17 protein-coding genes are annotated in these 17,160 nt (G+C 42.1%); 8 read left to right on the top strand and 9 right to left on the bottom strand.

Annotated features, from left to right (window positions below):
* Positions 1 to 139 precede the first annotated feature (139 nt).
* The 3 genes from dapA to AC1F2U_RS01865 all read left to right on the top strand — a co-directional run bounded on the left by dapA (position 140) and on the right by AC1F2U_RS01865 (position 4,218).
* Positions 140 to 1,024 (top strand): 4-hydroxy-tetrahydrodipicolinate synthase, encoded by an 885-nt coding sequence (gene dapA, locus AC1F2U_RS01875; RefSeq protein ID WP_480259585.1) that lies wholly within the window; start codon positions 140 to 142, stop codon positions 1,022 to 1,024.
* A gap of 280 nt (positions 1,025 to 1,304) precedes the next feature.
* A complete protein-coding gene (locus AC1F2U_RS01870; RefSeq protein ID WP_480259584.1) occupies positions 1,305 to 3,077 on the top strand; it encodes a ribonuclease J in 1,773 nt (590 codons plus the stop codon).
* Positions 3,078 to 3,840: 763 nt separating this feature from the next.
* Entirely contained in the window at positions 3,841 to 4,218 is a 378-nt protein-coding gene (locus AC1F2U_RS01865) for a Mo-dependent nitrogenase C-terminal domain-containing protein (protein WP_480259583.1), read from the top strand.
* A gap of 111 nt (positions 4,219 to 4,329) precedes the next feature.
* Here AC1F2U_RS01865 and AC1F2U_RS01860 read toward each other — a convergent pair whose 3' ends face one another.
* Positions 4,330 to 6,186, bottom strand: a complete 1,857-nt coding sequence (locus tag AC1F2U_RS01860; RefSeq protein ID WP_480259582.1) for a caspase family protein — start codon at positions 6,184 to 6,186, stop codon at positions 4,330 to 4,332.
* A gap of 202 nt (positions 6,187 to 6,388) precedes the next feature.
* Here AC1F2U_RS01860 and AC1F2U_RS01855 point away from each other — a divergent pair, with 202 nt between their 5' ends.
* The 3 genes from AC1F2U_RS01855 to AC1F2U_RS01845 all read left to right on the top strand — a co-directional run bounded on the left by AC1F2U_RS01855 (position 6,389) and on the right by AC1F2U_RS01845 (position 8,151).
* Positions 6,389 to 6,880, top strand: a complete 492-nt coding sequence (locus AC1F2U_RS01855; RefSeq protein ID WP_480259581.1) for a hypothetical protein — start codon at positions 6,389 to 6,391, stop codon at positions 6,878 to 6,880.
* 196 nt (positions 6,881 to 7,076) lie between these two features.
* Entirely contained in the window at positions 7,077 to 7,250 is a 174-nt protein-coding gene (gene rpmF, locus AC1F2U_RS01850) for a 50S ribosomal protein L32 (RefSeq protein WP_012407602.1), read from the top strand.
* A gap of 295 nt (positions 7,251 to 7,545) precedes the next feature.
* A complete protein-coding gene (locus AC1F2U_RS01845) occupies positions 7,546 to 8,151 on the top strand; it encodes a sulfite oxidase-like oxidoreductase (RefSeq protein ID WP_480259580.1) in 606 nt (201 codons plus the stop codon).
* Between the two features lie 69 nt (positions 8,152 to 8,220).
* Here AC1F2U_RS01845 and AC1F2U_RS01840 read toward each other — a convergent pair whose 3' ends face one another.
* From AC1F2U_RS01840 to AC1F2U_RS01830, 3 genes are all read right to left on the bottom strand, one after another.
* Complete coding sequence (locus tag AC1F2U_RS01840) at positions 8,221 to 9,603, bottom strand: aldehyde dehydrogenase (protein ID WP_480259579.1); 1,383 nt, start codon at positions 9,601 to 9,603, stop codon at positions 8,221 to 8,223.
* Positions 9,604 to 9,794: 191 nt separating this feature from the next.
* On the bottom strand, positions 9,795 to 10,940 hold the full coding sequence (locus tag AC1F2U_RS01835; protein WP_480259578.1) for a hybrid sensor histidine kinase/response regulator: 1,146 nt from the start codon (positions 10,938 to 10,940) through the stop codon (positions 9,795 to 9,797).
* Positions 10,941 to 11,340: 400 nt separating this feature from the next.
* Complete coding sequence (locus AC1F2U_RS01830) at positions 11,341 to 11,556, bottom strand: hypothetical protein (RefSeq protein WP_480259577.1); 216 nt, start codon at positions 11,554 to 11,556, stop codon at positions 11,341 to 11,343.
* A gap of 168 nt (positions 11,557 to 11,724) precedes the next feature.
* Between AC1F2U_RS01830 and AC1F2U_RS01825 the strand changes: the two genes are divergently transcribed.
* Together AC1F2U_RS01825 and AC1F2U_RS01820 are read left to right on the top strand one after the other, a co-directional pair.
* Positions 11,725 to 12,786, top strand: coding sequence for an NACHT domain-containing protein (locus AC1F2U_RS01825; RefSeq protein ID WP_480259576.1), 1,062 nt, complete (start codon positions 11,725 to 11,727; stop codon positions 12,784 to 12,786).
* Positions 12,787 to 12,821: 35 nt separating this feature from the next.
* The gene (locus AC1F2U_RS01820) at positions 12,822 to 13,421 is read left to right on the top strand and encodes an NACHT C-terminal helical domain 2-containing protein (protein ID WP_480259575.1); all 600 of its coding nucleotides are present in this window, start codon (positions 12,822 to 12,824) and stop codon (positions 13,419 to 13,421) included.
* 177 nt (positions 13,422 to 13,598) lie between these two features.
* Here the strand turns inward: AC1F2U_RS01820 and AC1F2U_RS01815 are convergent, their stop codons facing one another.
* The 5 genes from AC1F2U_RS01815 to AC1F2U_RS01795 form a co-directional block, all read right to left on the bottom strand.
* The gene (locus tag AC1F2U_RS01815; protein ID WP_480259574.1) at positions 13,599 to 13,736 is read right to left on the bottom strand and encodes a hypothetical protein; all 138 of its coding nucleotides are present in this window, start codon (positions 13,734 to 13,736) and stop codon (positions 13,599 to 13,601) included.
* Positions 13,737 to 13,815: 79 nt separating this feature from the next.
* On the bottom strand, positions 13,816 to 15,531 hold the full coding sequence (ureC, locus tag AC1F2U_RS01810; RefSeq protein ID WP_480259573.1) for an urease subunit alpha: 1,716 nt from the start codon (positions 15,529 to 15,531) through the stop codon (positions 13,816 to 13,818).
* A 62-nt stretch (positions 15,532 to 15,593) separates the two neighbouring features.
* Positions 15,594 to 15,899 (bottom strand): urease subunit beta, encoded by a 306-nt coding sequence (locus AC1F2U_RS01805; protein ID WP_480259572.1) that lies wholly within the window; start codon positions 15,897 to 15,899, stop codon positions 15,594 to 15,596.
* An 18-nt stretch (positions 15,900 to 15,917) separates the two neighbouring features.
* On the bottom strand, positions 15,918 to 16,220 hold the full coding sequence (gene ureA, locus AC1F2U_RS01800; RefSeq protein ID WP_012407584.1) for an urease subunit gamma: 303 nt from the start codon (positions 16,218 to 16,220) through the stop codon (positions 15,918 to 15,920).
* A gap of 42 nt (positions 16,221 to 16,262) precedes the next feature.
* Positions 16,263 to 17,099, bottom strand: a complete 837-nt coding sequence (locus AC1F2U_RS01795) for an urease accessory protein UreD (protein ID WP_480259571.1) — start codon at positions 17,097 to 17,099, stop codon at positions 16,263 to 16,265.
* Between the last annotated feature and the right edge of the window lie 61 nt (positions 17,100 to 17,160).

Below are 17,160 nucleotides of genomic sequence, written 5' to 3'. Positions count from 1 at the left end.
ATTGGTCATTGGTAAAGTGACAAAGGACAAATGACTAATGACAAAGTAAAAATGACACTTGAAAGCAATTTGCAGATAGGTTATTACAATAGAGAACCACCAAGATACAAAAACATGGGTAATCAGGAGTGAAAAAAGGGTGGGAGATTTTGGCAATGTTTTAACCGCTATGATTACGCCGTTTAAAGCAGATGGTAGTGTCAACTATGATGTAGCGGCAGCACTAGCGGCGCATCTAGCTAACAACGGTACAGATACATTGGTGATGTGCGGCACAACAGGAGAATCCCCGACGCTAAGTTGGGATGAAGAATACCAGTTGTTTGTCGAGGTATTGCAGTCCGTGGCAGGAAAAGCCAAGGTAATTGCGGGTTGTGGATCGAATTCCACCAAAGAAGCGATCGCAGCCACCCAAAAAGCGTCTAAAATAGGAGTACATGGTTCCTTACAAGTTGTTCCTTATTACAACAAACCGCCGCAAGCGGGATTGGAAGCGCACTTTAAGGCAATAGCACAAGCCTGTCCCGACTTACCGTTGTTGTTATATAATGTCCCCGGTCGTACCGGACAAAACCTTCAGCCAGAAACAGTTGCCCGGTTAGCTGAGGTTAGCAATATTGTCGGGATTAAAGAATCCACTGGTAATATAGATCAGGCAAGCGAAATTCGTCGCTTGACACCAAAAGAATTCCACATCTATTCTGGTGATGATTACATGACTTTGCCCTTGTTAGCGCTCGGGGCAAAGGGTGTGGTAAGTGTGGCTTCTCATCTGGTAGGAAACCAACTACAGCAGATGATTCAAGCTTTTAGTGCGGGAAAAGTTGAGGTAGCAAGCGACATTCATCTCCAACTGTTCCCGTTATTTAAAGCTCTATTTCTCACTTCAAATCCCATTCCAGTGAAAAAAGCACTGCAACTTCAAGGTTGGGAGGTTGGTTCAACTCGTCCGCCGCTATGTGAAGCTGATTTAGAAGTCAGTCAAAAGTTAGAAGCGGTTCTGAAAGAACTGAGTTTAATTTAATCACCAATTATTTAAATGCTGGTAGTCTCCTCCTTGTCAAAGATACATATAAACAACGATCATAATTGTTCATAAGTTGCAATTTAAAAACCTGTGCTAGGACTGATAGATATACTATGAATCCTTGAGTTTTACAGTTGATTTTATTAAATAAAAAATTGAAATCTTCAATTAAAACTTGATTGCTTTGGGACTGACTTAAGAGACAGATGATGTTGTCTTAAATACAAGTTCGTTAACTATCAACTTAATTAACCACAAGTAACAATCTAAGGAGAAAATGGCTAAAAACGAAGCTAATAATTCCGCCTTGAAAATTATTCCTTTGGGCGGTTTGCATGAAATTGGTAAAAATACCTGTCTTTTTGAGTATGACGATGAAATAATCCTGTTAGATGCAGGATTGGCTTTTCCCACAGAGGCGATGCATGGAGTCAATATTGTTTTACCAGATACGACCTATCTGCGGGAAAATCGCCACAAAATTAAAGGGATGATCGTTACTCATGGTCATGAAGACCATATCGGCGGGATTGCTTTTCATCTCAAGCAATTTGATATCCCGGTGATTTATGGGCCCAGGCTAGCAATGGCAATGCTAGAGGGTAAATTAGAAGAAGCAGGAGTCCGCGATCGCACAGAAATCAGAACAGTTCTACCACGTGATGTAGTGCGGATTGGCAAAAACTTTTTAGTTGAATATATCCGTAACACCCACTCCATCGCTGACAGTTTTACAGTTGCCATTCATACTCCCCTGGGTGTAGTTATTCACACAGGGGATTTTAAAATTGACCATACCCCAGTGGATGGTGAAAAGTTTGACTTGCAACGTCTAGCAGAACATGGTGAAAAAGGCGTTCTTTGTTTACTGAGCGATTCCACTAACGCTGAAGTGCCAGGATTTACACCTTCAGAACGTTCAGTTTATCCCAATCTGGAGAGAGTATTTAGTCAAGCACCTGGGCGATTATTTGTCACGACCTTTGCTTCTAGCGTCCATCGCATCAACATGATTTTGGATATTGCCAAGAAGCAGAACCGTGTAGTGACAGTTGTCGGGCGTTCCATGCTGAACTTGATTGCTCATGCCCGCAATTTAGGTTACATCAAGTGTGAAGACAATCTGCTGCAACCATTGCACGCTGTCCGCAACCTACCCGATGAAAGAGTACTGATTTTAACTACAGGTTCTCAGGGTGAAACGATGGCAGCAATGACCCGCATTGCCAACAAAGAACATCCTCACATTAAAATCCGCCAAGGAGATACGGTAGTATTCTCTGCTAACCCAATTCCCGGAAATACGATCGCAGTAGTCAACACCATTGATAAATTGATGATTCAAGGTGCGAAAGTGGTCTATGGACGGGATAAAGGCATTCACGTCTCCGGTCACGGCTGTCAGGAAGAACAAAAACTGATGATTGCCTTAACTCGGCCCAAGTTCTTTGTGCCATTTCACGGCGAACATCGGATGCTAGTGAAGCACGCAGAAACGGCTCAGAGCATGGGCATTCCCGCAGAAAATATGATCATTATTCAGAATGGTGATATTGTCGAACTGACTGAAGATGCGATTCGCGTCGCTGGTAAAGTGCCATCTGGTATTGAATTGGTGGATACTACCAGTTCGGGTATGGTAAGTGCGAAAGTTCTGCAAGAACGGCAACGCATGGCTTCAGAAGGCATTATCACGATCGCAGCTGCCATTGATTGGAATGGTAAACTGTTAGCAAAACCAGAAACTCACCTCCGGGGTGTAGTGACAAGTGTAGAGCGATCGCTGTTACACACCTGGGTAAAACAACGCATTGAAGAAATCCTCTCTGTGCGCTGGACAGAATTTGCTCCTGAGCAAGGTGAAGCAGCAGATATAGACTGGGGTGGATTGCAAGGAACTTTAGAACGAGAATTGCAACGTTCCATCCGTCGGGAATTGCAATGTCAGCCATCTGTGACTTTATTGATGCAAATCCCTGATGAACCACCTGTGAAAGTTGCTGATGGCAGAAGACGGCGGACTCGGACTGCTGCTCAGGTAGCATCATAGAGAATTTAAGATAAAAATCTCATAAAGAGAGAAGTTTGAGCAGTGGCTTTCAAGGCTCAAATTTCGATTGGCGCAAAGACACAGAATTTTTCTGAACGTCTTTGCGCTTTCTTTTCTCATGAGTATAGAAATTATCTATAGTTCTTGGAAACGATCTAACTTGTTAGGTTGCTGTCACTGAAGGCGTGAATACAGCGTACTGCCAGGATGGATTGCGCTGTAGAGTACGGAAACACCCATAATCAAGAAGTTCATCTGATTTTAACGCTTCAGACTATATCACTCTCAAATTGCCACTGCCAACCTAAGTTTAGTGAAATGCAATCGATTCTACTCGATCAAAAATCACTAATTCTACGGCATTCAGCCAGCGACAAACAGGACACACTTACGTGAGAAAGTGGGAACACGGAGAGGAAAAATGCCTTCTAGGGAATTATTGATGTTTATACTTAGCAAAAATTCTTTCAGAAAGACCTTATATTAAGTTGTGTAAATGTTACACTAAAACCTATCCAATGATGGATGTCTTTATTAAAATTTAAACTGTGTCAAGTTATGAACAAGATCGTAATATTACACTACCGATCCCCAGAAATTTGCGATTAACTTGACGTAGTAATAAATTAGGTTCTGACTTAAGTGGCTAATCAGGTATTACATTATATCGCAGTCAGAACGCGATTTTTCCGGGAAAGTTCGTTGCCACGTTGTATATATTCATCAAAAAGGTGAATAGCCTCAATAACACAGAGGGTTAACCATGAAGGTATTCGACAATACCACAAAAAAGATTTTTCTGGCTAGCTGGGTATCAATCAATCAAGCAGAAACTACTGACCATAAAGCAACCCAGTTAAACCATTCTCCTTCCAAGCCTCACTGGGATATTCTCCAACCCCTACGGCAGCGAGTAGAAAACATTCAAGTCCGCGATCGCCAACTAGCTCACCGCTTGTGCAAACTGATTCCATCTCAGTGCCCCTTTGAGCGCGATGTCAAATTATTTGGCAAGACCTTGTTTCACATCCCACCCATGTGCAAGCTCAACCCCTTATATGAAGAAGTGGTTGGTTTACGTTTCCGAGCATTGTGCTATCTAGCCGACGACTGTGGCGAAGACGTATCGCAGTACTGCTAATACTGAGATATCAGGGCTGAGGGAAAAGTTATGAGTCAGGAGTAATACGCCGGGGATCAATAATATAACTCCTAACTCCTAACTCTTGACTATTCTTTTACTATTTTTTTACTATTTCTTTTGCCATTTTTGGATGGCATCCTGAGCATCTTCGTAAGCGCCTGTCTCCTCTGGGACTAAAGCTGCGGTCGCAATTGCGGCGTTACGTTCTCCTTCGGCGGCGCGACGCTTGGCCAGGTCTAAAATTTTCTCACTCCATTTATTGATCGATTTTTGGGCAGTATCGAACCCTGGTTGTCCGGGTGGTACTTTCTTGGCAACTTCGATCGCCCGATTGTAGGTAGATGCCTGTTCGGACTTAATTAAGGCATTAGCTGCATCTAAAAGAGTTTTGTTACTCACATACTGCTTACCCTCTAAGCGCCACAGGTTAATTGCTGCTTGTGCTTTCGCGTAGGGGGCTTCATCTTTGGCGATCAACCGAGCCGCAGCAATAGCGCTGGCATACTGTCTTTGTTTAGCACGACCTTCTGCTAAATCTAAAATCATCTGGCTCCAAATCTTAATATTCTCCTGAGCTTGTTCGTACAGTGGTTCGCCAGGTTGAATTTTTCGGGCTGTAGCGATCGCCATGCTCAAATCGCTCGCCTGAGTTTGTCTGAGCGACATTTTCGCCAGGTCTAATACTGCTTGATTTCGCTTTTTTGACTGGGAACTAGAGGCTATTTGGGCGCTAGATTGGTTTTTGAATCTAACTGGTGAAGTGCGATCGCTTGGTAAATTCTCGACAACCTGGCGATCGCTAACAGTAGCATTGGGTGATGCACTTGATATTTGCTTAATTCTAAAAGTTTCTTGATTCCGTAGAAAAACTACGGCGATTAAACCTGCTACTAGCAAGCTGCCTCCGCCCCACAAGATAAACTGTTTCCAAAAAGGGATGCTTGGTTGATTCGCTGGCAATCGCGAGACGTAACCTTTTGAGGAATTTGGGATAAATCTTCCTCTGGTATTCACTCCCAAGGAAGTTTCTGCCATTGGCTGGGAAACTAAGCTACCACCTGACTCCTGGACTTTTTTACCCTTCACCTGTTGGGAGGAGTTCACACTAACTTCTCCCCGTCTGCCCCGATCTGCTGAAGTTCTAGCGGAATCATCGAGGGGAGGAGCTGCCAGGGCAACAGCAAAAGATTCTTCCGGATAAATTAGCGCTTCTGGCTGAAAATCACTTTCCATTGCCAATTTTGGCAAGATTACTTGCTGTCTTGATGGGATGATCGTGGCAGGGTTTTGGATAGGACGCCAGTGGTGATGACATAACTTTGGCACAATCAGGCTTAGATAGTTTTCTAAATCTGCCAAGTTGCTGCCATTACCAGAACGTAAAGCTTCTAATAAAGCTGCTGTAAAGAATCCGTGACCTAGTTCGTTACTCTCATGGGAAAATTGTTCTGGTTGGCAAGAAAGAATTGTCGCCAGTTGTAGTTCTTGGGCTAGTTCTATTGTTTCTTCACCAACAGGAGCATCTGCTTGAGTGCCAAAAGCGCGGTTGATGTCGAGTAGTAGCAATACATTCAGATCGGCAAGTTGCAGACTTTGCATTAGCGATCGCAATTCTATGCCAGTCTGTTGCACCAGTTCCGGGTTGCCCTCTGCTGGCATTAAGTAATCTTTGCCCTTGTAATTGACTCCATAGCCGCTAAAGAATAACCACAGATAGTCTTCCGGTTGCCAACTTGTTGCTGCCAAATCTTCAAGCAGCAGCAAAATATTCTCCTTCGTCGGGTAAGTCGATCTATCCCCAATCGGCGGCGAAGTATCTGTCATCACTAGACAGTGCTTGGGGAGAAAACCTGCCTCTGTCACCAAAAAATCTTCTAGTGCCTCAGCATCTGCTTGGGCACAACTTAAAGGTTGAAATAACTGATATTGATTGATACCAATCGCGATCGCCCAGTAATTTGCCATCCCGCTCTTTGTCAGTTATTGTTGTTTGCTGGTCTTAAAATTGTGGTTGGCTTTGCCAAAAAAACAAAGCTAACCTATGTCTTATACTCTAGGTGATTCTAATTGAATCTTAAGTTAGAATGTAATTTTTATTACGTTGATTAGCCGGAAAATACCTTTACCTAATTTCAATAACAGATCATTACTAAGGAGATAGAAGGTCATGAGCAAAATTTCTGCTCACTTACCATCATCGCTCGCTCCCTTTTCAGTTATTAGCCAAATTGCCAGAAGAATCCGGATAATTCCTTTAGTAGTTTTGCTTATATCTACTGTCCCTGCGTGGTTTTTGATGGAAGCGATCGCACCGCAGCTTGTGCGAGCTTACACCGCTAGAGTCGATCTAGCTATTGACCGCTTGCCAGAAGAAAACTATGAAACCGTTCTCAGGAGAGCGGAAGCGGTCGCTAGGGCAGCTGCTCAAAGGAGCTTCGACCAAGATATCTTGGTGACAGATGTTTCCATCATTGTATCCGTACAAAATTATGGCGCGATCGCACCAGTCCTGACATTAGATGTCAGTCGTCCTGAATGGCGATCGCGCCCTGATGCTCAAAATTGGGCGACATACTTCAAAACTTCGCGATCTTTACTTTTCTTTGAAAATAACTCCAATCAAGTTCCAGCAGCTAGCGCTGTGTCAACGCCAAAATGACGGGTTGAGCTTGAAGTCCGAGCCAAAGCTTTCTTGGCTCGGAACCTTGGGGGATTTAAAGAAAGTCATTCTTGCTGTTCCCGCGTCTTAGCGTCAGTCTTAACCCAACTTATTTATTCCTGACTCAACTGTTGTCTTTGGCGTCAGTGGATGGCCTAGAATAAGAAGGTTGTCAAGAATCGCGATATCTGCTGACATGGCTGTTCCTAAGAAGAAAACTTCCAAATCAAAACGAGATAAACGTCGAGCTACCTGGAGGCATAAAGCCGTCGTTGAAGCTCAGAAAGCCCTGTCTCTGGGCAAGTCAATTTTGACTGGACGTTCTACATTTGTTTATCCAACTGCTGAAGAAGAGGAAGAAGAATCATAATTTCTCAGTCAGGAAAAGCACGAACAGCACCGATAGATTTGATTGCCAAACTCAACAATCAAACTTCTTATCGCTAGATAAATGCTTTTTTTTAGCTTTCCTGATTGCATTATGAATCATAGATACTCCACATAAGCTCATTAGATCGAAAAAAATTGGTAGTGAGTAATTGGAAATATCCATTACCCATTACCTATCATTCAAGAGTTCATATAAAGAGTAAAACATCTGATACTGTTGGCAACTCAGCAAAAAAGTTTGTAAACATCTTGAGAAAACTTATTTTTCTCTAACTATGCTAGGAAAATTTTTTCACAAACCAGGCAAAGAAGAGAGCGATCGCGTCCCTCCTGGTCAACACTTAGCTAAAGGTTTTCCCGTATTAACTTACGGCGAAACTCCCCAAGTCAGCACTGAGGAATGGGAGTTTCGAGTTTGGGGTTTAGCAAAATCTGTTACCTTTAGTTGGTCAGATTTTATGGCGCTACCTCAACACGAATTCACAGCTGACTTCCACTGTGTAACGCGCTGGTCTAAACTTGATGTCAAATGGACTGGCATTAAAGTTACAGATTTCATGAGTCTGATTGAATTAGACCCGAAAGTAGCCCACGTTATGGAACACTGCTATGGCGGCTACACCACCAATATTTCTGTAGAAGATTTTCTGCGCGAAGAAAACTTCTTTGCTTTTAAAGTCTTTGGTGAAGACCTTCCATCTGAACACGGTGGGCCGATGCGGCTAGTTGTCCCCCACCTCTACGCTTGGAAAAGTGCTAAGTGGATTAATGGTTTGGAATTTTTAGCTGCTGAAGAACTTGGTTTTTGGGAGCGCAATGGCTACCATCGCCGTGGTGAACCTTGGGCTGAGGAGCGTTACAGCAACGCTTTTGGGATTTAATAGTTAGGAGTTAGAAGTTTAGAGTTAGGAGTTAGGAGTGAAAAATTCATAACTCATAACTCATAACTTCTACCCTAAAAGTTTCTTTATAAATGGCAATTTGCCCTGATATGGAGCGTATCGCCATTTTAAATCGAGCCAGAAGGAGTTTTGCAATACACTTTTCTTATGGGAAAAGGTGTCAAAGCTAGCTTTGCCGTGATAGTTGCCGATACCGCTATCTCCCACTCCACCAAATGGTAAAGACGAGACACCAACCTGCATCACTGTGTCGTTAATACAAACTCCACCAGAGGAAGTTTCCTGCAAAACTCGCTTTTGCAGGTTTTTATCTTGAGAAAATAAGTATAACGCCAAGGGTTTGGGTCTAGAGTTAATCAAGGCGATCGCTTCTGCAATGTCAGTATATTCAATGATGGGTAAAATGGGCCCAAAGATTTCTTCTTGCATGACAGAATCTTCTAGTGAGACATTATCAATCAGTGTTGGGGCAATATAACGCTCTGAAGGTTGATTTTCTCCACCGATGACAACTTCACCGTCTTTAAGAAAACTAACCAATCTCTCAAAGTGTTTTTGACTGATAATGCGGGCATAATCAGGACTGTTTACAGGATTATCACCATAAAATTCTTTTAAAGATTTTTCCAGACCATCTATTAAATCTTTCTTGATTGTTTTATTAACTAAAAGATAGTCAGGGGCAATACAAGTTTGTCCAGCATTAATGAATTTTCCCCATGTAATTCGTCTGACAGTGTGTTCAAGATTAATGTCAGTATCTACAATGCAAGGACTTTTGCCACCCAATTCTAAAGTAACTGGTGTGAGATATTTTGCTGCTGCTGCCATGATGATTTTGCCGACAGCTGTGCCACCAGTAAAAAAGATATGGTCAAACTTTTCTGCAAGTAGTTTTTGACTTGCTTCCACGCCTCCTTCAATCACTGCAAGATAAGCAGGGTCAAAATGTTTGGCAATAATCTTAGCAATGACATCAGATGTATGAGAAGCAATTTCTGAAGGTTTGATAATTGCACAATTACCGGCTGCGATCGCACCTATTAAAGGTGAGATAATTAACTGAAATGGATAGTTCCAAGGGCCGATAATTAAGACAACCCCTAACGGTTCTGGATAAATTTTCGCTGAGTAGGAAAAAAAATCCCAGGAAACCGCTGCTTTTTCGGGTTTACTCCAGTTTTGAAGATGTTTGATGGCGTAATCAATATCCTTAATTACGCTGATTTCTGTAAGATAAGTTTCTACTTCTGGTTTATGTAAATCCGCTTGTAATGCCTCAACTATTGACTGTTCATGCTCAATAATTGCTTGCTTAAGATTTTTCAGTTGTTCAATGCGAAAATTTACATCTTTAGTTTTGCCAGTTTGAAAAAAATCTCGCTGAGTCTGGATAATGTTGCCAATGTTAGATAATTCAGTGGTAATCATTGTTTTGTCCTATCAAAAACTATTTAATCTTAATGCTATTATCTCAGCCTATTTGGTTCTTCAATTTTTAGCGTTTGATTTTCTAAGTGAATTTTTTACTTTAAATTATCGGGAGATAGTAGTAAGGTTATAAATCATGAATTACCAGGATAAAAAACTATATAATTCATAATTTATAATTACTAGTTTTTTCATGCTTTGGTGGGTAGAAGCACAATAAATACACTACCTTTGCCCAACTCGGAATTAAGCAGAATAATGCCTTGATGTGCTTCGACAATTCGACGAGCAAGATACAGTCCTAAGCCACTACCAGAACTCTTATGGCTGCCTTGGCGAAATCGTTCAAAAATGGTTGCTTGTTCTTCAGGGGGAATACCTGGGCCAGTATCCGCTATTTCAATTCTAATGTAGTCAACGGAATTGGATTTTTCAGAGAACTGAGATTGATTACTTTTGTTGAACTGGCGTTGAGAAGTAAAACGAATAGTAATAGACCCGGAGTCGGTAAATTTGATCGCATTTCCGATGAGATTGGTAAATAGACGATGCAGTTCCAAGCGATCGCCCATGACTGTATTTGTGACTGACTCTTCAGTCACGTCCAAATTTAGGGAGAGTTTTTTATCTTGAGCTAAGGGTGACAATTCTCCAGTCACTTCATCTAGCAATTGGCTCAGATTAACTGGTTGAAACGCCAAACTTTTGCGACCTGCTTCAAAACGATAAACTTCCAATAAAGTATTCACCATAGAAAGCAGGTTGATGTTGCTACGCGCCATGATGGTGATTACTTCCTGCATTTGTGGTGATAATGTTCCCAACGCGCCTTGCTGAAATAGCATTAACATACGATCTGCGGCTACTAAGGGAGTGCGTAAGTCGTGGGTGAGGCGGGAGACAAAATCTTCTCGCTGACGGGCAATTTCATCACGTTCATCCATACTATGCTTCAAACGCAGGAGCGATCGCACTCGTGCCAGCAATTCATCTACTGTTACAGGTTTGCGGATAAAATCATCAGCACCCAAGTCTAATCCGTGGGCGACATTAGGCGCATCGTGGGCAGTGATCAGCAGTATGGGGATATATTGCGGCAATTTCATCTCTCCACGAATGTGCTTGGTAACTTCGTACCCGTCCATACCTGGCATCATCAAATCCAGCAGAACTAAGTCACAAGGAGAAGCTTTCAATTCTGCCAAGGCCGAAATACCATTTTCTGCGGTGCTAATCGTGTAACCTTCTTCCTCCAAAATAGTTTTGATCAAAAACACGTTATCAGGAGAGTCATCAACAACCAGAATTTTGTCAGAGCGAGAAGATTGTGAAGTCATATAGATGCAAGGTATGGCATAAAAGTAATTTTTTGTAAGACTAGCTGTATTTCTAACAATTTGTCTACCAAGTTTTTTAGTAAGCCTCCCTACCTAAGAAGTATTTTTAACTATTAAATTATGGCTGGTAGAATTTTAGCTTTAGATACAGCAAATGCTTGAATGACTTATGTAGTCTTTGATGTATCGGTTTCGGTAGGGAGCTGGAGATATAATTGTGTAGGCGATCGCCCAAGACTAAGAGTGCCTTCTGACTTTATTAAGGCAACATACTTCTTATGGTAGAGTGAGCTTTCCCGTATGTAGAATAATCCCTGTTAAGCATTCTGTGCAATTTGTTTTCAAAGTAAGACCATAGAGAAAACCCTTGCTTCCCTCACCAAAACTAGCCAAATGTGTGTCAATCATTCTCTTTTGCTGGCTCCGGCAGAAATTTTAGAGATGTTTTGAGTAAAATCCAATCCAGATAGAATGCAAGAATCTGCATTTTCAGAAAGTGGTTAAGGCGTTGGAAGCTTTCATCCCTCAGCAGCCATGACCAGATTTTTTTCAGCAGTAGCACTAGGATAACTTCAACAGATTTCTTGAGAATCAGAGTAATTAATATTTCTAACATTGCGATCGCCTCAGTTACTTGACTGAGTTCAATGTCGCAATTTTGCCTTGTAGTTATTTATTTGACTTGTTGTGACTTAGATTGACTTGTCTTGACATACCTTTACTAGCCGCCAATCTCTGCAAACGCAAGCTAGACTGAACTTTAAGGCGATTTCACACTAGGTATATGTCGTTACCAAGAGACTTCCTGACACAACTAGAGCAATACAGCGAATTGTCAAACCGAGAAAAGGCAGTCTTTTTAGAAATCTTTGGTAATGGCAAGAGTCGAGTTCAAGTTGCACAAGCGCTTAACATCTCTAACAGCAATCTCAGCAGTTTTCTAACGGGGATTTACAAAAAGTTCAGTATTTGCGGCAGTGGGCCTGTGAAAGAAAGCCGCTTGCGGGAATATCTTCAAAAGCGATACTCACAGCAGAAACCTTCTGGTAGCCCAACTGCTGACATTGCAGAGGATGATATTGATGCTCTAGTTCAAGAAATCCGGGAAAAGATTAAACCCAGCATCAAAGAAAAGTGTGGAACCATGCGGGTACTAGATATGCCCCAGCCAATAGAGTTAACGGGTGAAGGGGGTATTTATACTAATGTCAACATTTTGGAAAAAATCACCGGACGCAGGCGGCTAGATATCTCTGAACTGCTGCAAGACTCTGACCCAAATGACTTTGAGCGGTTTGGACTTAACAAGGTTAAAGAGAAGCGAATACCAGGACTGGAAGCAGTACAGCGACATAACAAACTGATGGTCTTGGGTAAACCAGGCGCAGGAAAGAGTACATTTTTGAAGTATCTAGCGATGCAATGTATTGAAGGGCGGTATTTGACAAATCGATTTCCCTTATTTATTACCCTTAAAGATTTTGCAGAAACGCCCAAACAGCCAGATTTGTGGGAATATATTGCTCAAAAATTGGCACTTTGTGGAGTACAGGATGCCAGCGTTAAAGCAGGCCAGCTTTTGAGACACGGTAAAGTATTGGTTTTATTGGATGGCTTGGATGAAGTCCGAGAGGAAGATACAAAGCGTGTCTTACGGCAAATTAGAGATATTGCCGATCAGTTTCATAACAATGAGTTTGTCATTACCTGCCGGATAGCTGCTAAAGAATACACCTTTGAAAGGTTCACAGAGGTAGAAGTGGCAGATTTTGACGAGGAGCAAATCGCCATTTTTGCTCAAAACTGGTTCCGGTTAAGCGATCCAGTAAAAGCTGAATTGATGTAATTATCTCTAATGATGAGTATTTACAGGCTTTTTTGGTGAAAATATATGAAAAATCTTTATCCATAAAATCTAGATTGAATTTATCAACAATTAGGTGTTTTTACTTTGAACATCTTCTTTTCTTTGGTTATGATTATGTACTCGATTCCTTAGACTATAATCTTGCCTCTGCTCTTGGTTTCAATCTTAGTAGCATGGAACTTGAGGAAGAGCTTTTCTTGGATCATTGGCTTACCGATATAATTGAAACTTCTAACTCAAATTGCCACGAAGCATTAACTTGGATTTTAGAGTTAAATCTTTATATTCAACCTGAATTACGAAAAGCACTTCAAGATTTACAAGAGCAAGTTATTCAATTAGAAACTCAAACAAATTGGGAAGATGGAAGAGATAATCTGCCTCCTGAATCCGAAATAAAATTAAGACATTTAGCAATTAAATATAGAAAAATTTGTTACAGTTTGGAATTAAACGATTATCAACATCAATTGTTATCATCTTATTATGAAGCTAACAATTTATTGCTAGATTGCCTCAATAGTGATTGTTATGTCAGTCGTGAGGTGAGGCAGGAAATTGAAAATACTTTAGTGTTACCGATAAGTGAATTTAAAAATAGTCAACTTCAATAAGTACAAGCTACTGCAATGTTATTGCATCGACTTGCAATGCTAATACGTCAGTCTGTTATGTTCATGCATGAGAGCGATCGCATTTATTGCTCTGAGGTAATCCTATTCAAAACTTGCTGAAGTTCTACTGTGGAAAGAATTGCGATCGCACTTTCACCACAAAGTAGGCGATTTCGCTTATTCTCCAGAAGCGAGATTATCTAAAACTTGCTGAAACTCTGCTGTGGAAGGAATTGCGATCGCTATTTCGACCAGCTTTCTCAGCACAGATGAATTATTAATTCCATTAACAAACTCGATAATTAAGCTTGGCACTTCTCCAAACCGCGTCTCTAAGAGTTTCGAGAATTTCTTCTTGGTAACTTCTGAATTCAGTAGATTGGTTCGTGATGAATTAAAACAAAAAGTACCTCTGTGCCATTGGTAAAACTGTCGCAGGTTCACAAATCAGCAACTCACCATCGGCCCTAACTTGGTATGTTTCTGAATCTACTTCAATCTGGGGTAGTGCATCATTCAGCTTCATATCTCGCTTACTCAATTGGCGTGTCCCAGAAACTGCAACTGCTGCCTTTTGTAAACCTAGCTGGCTGGGAATTTCTTTCTCTAAAGCTGCTTGGGAAACAAAAGTTAATGATGTGGCATGACGCGCCCCTGCAAAACTACCAAACATCGGTCGCATATACACTGGTTGCGGTGTGGGAATACTGGCGTTAGCATCGCCCATTTGCGACCATGCAATCATTCCGCCTTTAATCACTATTTCTGGTTTCACGCCAAAAAATGCAGGACGCCACAAACATAAATCTGCTAATTTTCCCTCTTCCACTGAACCCACATATTCAGCAATTCCGTGAGCGATCGCTGGGTTAATAGTATACTTAGCAACATACCTTTTTGCACGAAAATTATCTGCTTTTTGCTCATTTCCTTGTGCGTTAAGAGTTCCCCGTTGCACCTTCATTTTGTGAGATGTCTGCCAGGTGCGAATTATCACTTCGCCTACCCTTCCCATCGCCTGGGAGTCGGAAGAAATCATGCTAAATGCGCCTAAGTCGTGCAAAATGTCCTCCGCAGCAATGGTTTCTCGACGGATGCGAGATTCGGCAAAAGCGACATCTTCAGCGATCGCAGGGTCAAGATGATGGCATACCATCAACATATCCAGGTGTTCGTCTAAGGTGTTGAGGGTGTAAGGACGTGTGGGATTGGTGGAAGATGGCAGAACATTAGCTTGGCTGCAAACTTTGATGATATCTGGTGCGTGTCCCCCGCCTGCGCCTTCGGTGTGGTAGGTATGAATGGTACGATTCTTGAAAGCGGCGATCGTATCTTCGACAAATCCGGCTTCGTTCAGCGTATCAGTATGAATCGCTACTTGCACATCATATTCATCAGCAACACTGAGGCAAGTATCAATTGCTGCGGGTGTGGTTCCCCAGTCTTCATGAAGTTTTAACCCCATTGCACCGGCGGCTACTTGTTCTACAAGTCCTTGGGATTGACTAGCGTTACCTTTGCCCAAAAATCCTAAGTTGACGGGAAAAGCATCAGCAGCTTGCAACATTCGGTAAATATTCCAAGGGCCGGGGGTGCAGGTAGTGGCATTTGTACCCGTAGCTGGGCCAGTACCGCCGCCGATCATGGTGGTAATACCAGAAGCGATCGCCACTTCAATTTGTTGGGGACAAATAAAATGAATATGGGCATCAATACCGCCAGCAGTGAGAATCATTCCTTCACCGGCTAAGGCTTCAGTACCGGGGCCAATAATAATATCTACATTATTTTGAATATAAGGATTTCCGGCTTTACCAATTTTGAAAATCTTGCCATCTTTAATGCCAATATCCGCTTTGACAATACCCCACCAATCGAGAATTAAGGCATTAGTAATTACTAAATCTACAGCACCATCGGTGTTAGAAATGGGGGATTGTCCCATTCCGTCTCTGATGACTTTACCGCCGCCGAATTTTACTTCATCACCGTAGGTGGTGAAATCTTGTTCAACTTCAATAAATAATTCAGTGTCTGCAAGTCGGATGCGATCGCCTATTGTTGGGCCATAGGTTTCGGCATAGGCGCGGCGATCCATTCTGTAAGGCATATAAAATCCTTTTTTTTAACGCAAAGGGACGCTGAGGGAAGCGCAGAGGTACGCGGAGGTTTTTAGAGGTTTCCGTTAATTTTGGCGTTGAAGCCGTAGACTTGGCGAGTACCAACGAGGGGGATTAGAGTTATTTCTTTTTCGTCGCCTGGTTCAAAGCGAACTGCTGTTCCTGCGGGGATATCGAGGCGCATTCCTCGCGCTTGTTCTCTGTCAAAGTTTAAGGCTGTGTTAACTTCATAAAAGTGAAAGTGAGAACCAACTTGTATGGGGCGATCGCCTATATTTGAAACTTGCAACTTTACAGTTGGACGACCAACATTTAGTTCAATTTCACCTGCTGGTGTGATAATTTCCCCAGGAATCATAATAAATTCATTCCAAACTTAACGAATTGGATTATGTACTGTTACTAACTTTGTGCCATCAGGAAAAGTAGCTTCTACCTGTACGTCATGCACCATTTCAGGTATACCTTCCATGACATCATCCCGCGTCAATAGAGTTGTACCATAACTCATCAATTCAGCTACAGTTTGCCCATCTCTTGCACCTTCTAAAATTGCAGCAGAAATATAAGCGATCGCTTCAGGATAATTCAGTTTTAAACCCCTTCCTTTACGTCTTTCTGCTAATAAAGCAGCAGTAAAAATTAATAGCTTATCTTTTTCCTGCGGCGTAAGTTGCATTCTTATCTTCCTCTTGGCGTTCTTGGCGTCTTGGCGGTTCGTTTAAACCTGCCACACTCTTGGTATACAATTACCACGATTCAAGAAAGAAACTCGCAGCATCTGCCAAACATCAATAAACCAGTTTCTCACTTCAGATGTAGCAGCGCCGCGATATCGACACAATAATCCATGTTGTAATCGGCTAACACCCGCTTCTCCTTCCCCATCCCACAAACTTCGCGCTTTTTGGACAATTTCTGCTGAAACTGCGCCACCAACCCAAACTAGACTACCTACTAGTGGTTTTCCAGCCAAGCCGTGGGGACTGTGAAAAGTTTCTTCGCTACCCCGTAACCATTGCCGATCAATCCATAAAGGAATACCTTGCTGCCAAATTTCCGTGTGCGATCGCCATTCCCCTTGCAAGAATTTTTCTCCTCTAGCACTGCGACCAAATCGGGTAATTTCCCAGCCTAACCAACTGCCCCCGGTTGCTAATTCTACCCGTAAATCTTGCCGATAAATCGCGTCGTTAAATAAAATTGTCTCTTGCGGCAACCATTCTAAACAAGCACCAGCGTCAACTTGCATTTGGATGGTTTGTCTTGCTTGTAACCTATTGCTGCGATATATTTTGCTTGCAGCAGCAGTAGTGATTAAGGCTTGGGCTTGGGGTTGGAGGTGGATGTTAGAGGATAAGCGATCGCCTCCCACCATTCCCCCAGCTGTGTGTAAAATTACGCTATGACAAATTTCTCCTTCTGGGTAAAATGGGCGTTGTACCTTCAGGGGCGCTTGTTGGCGATTGTAAATTAATTGGGTTTTACCCTGGCGATCGGCATAGACTAAATTAAGTTTGCCATGCCAACCTTCTGCTATTTGCGGATTGCAGGCCATTTATAAATTCAAGATTAAAGTTCACATATCTTATATTTATTTAATACGTTTTCTGATACTT

This window comes from Nostoc sp. LEGE 12454 (assembly GCF_056620565.1).
This window is presented reverse-complemented; position numbering and strand designations above follow the sequence as displayed.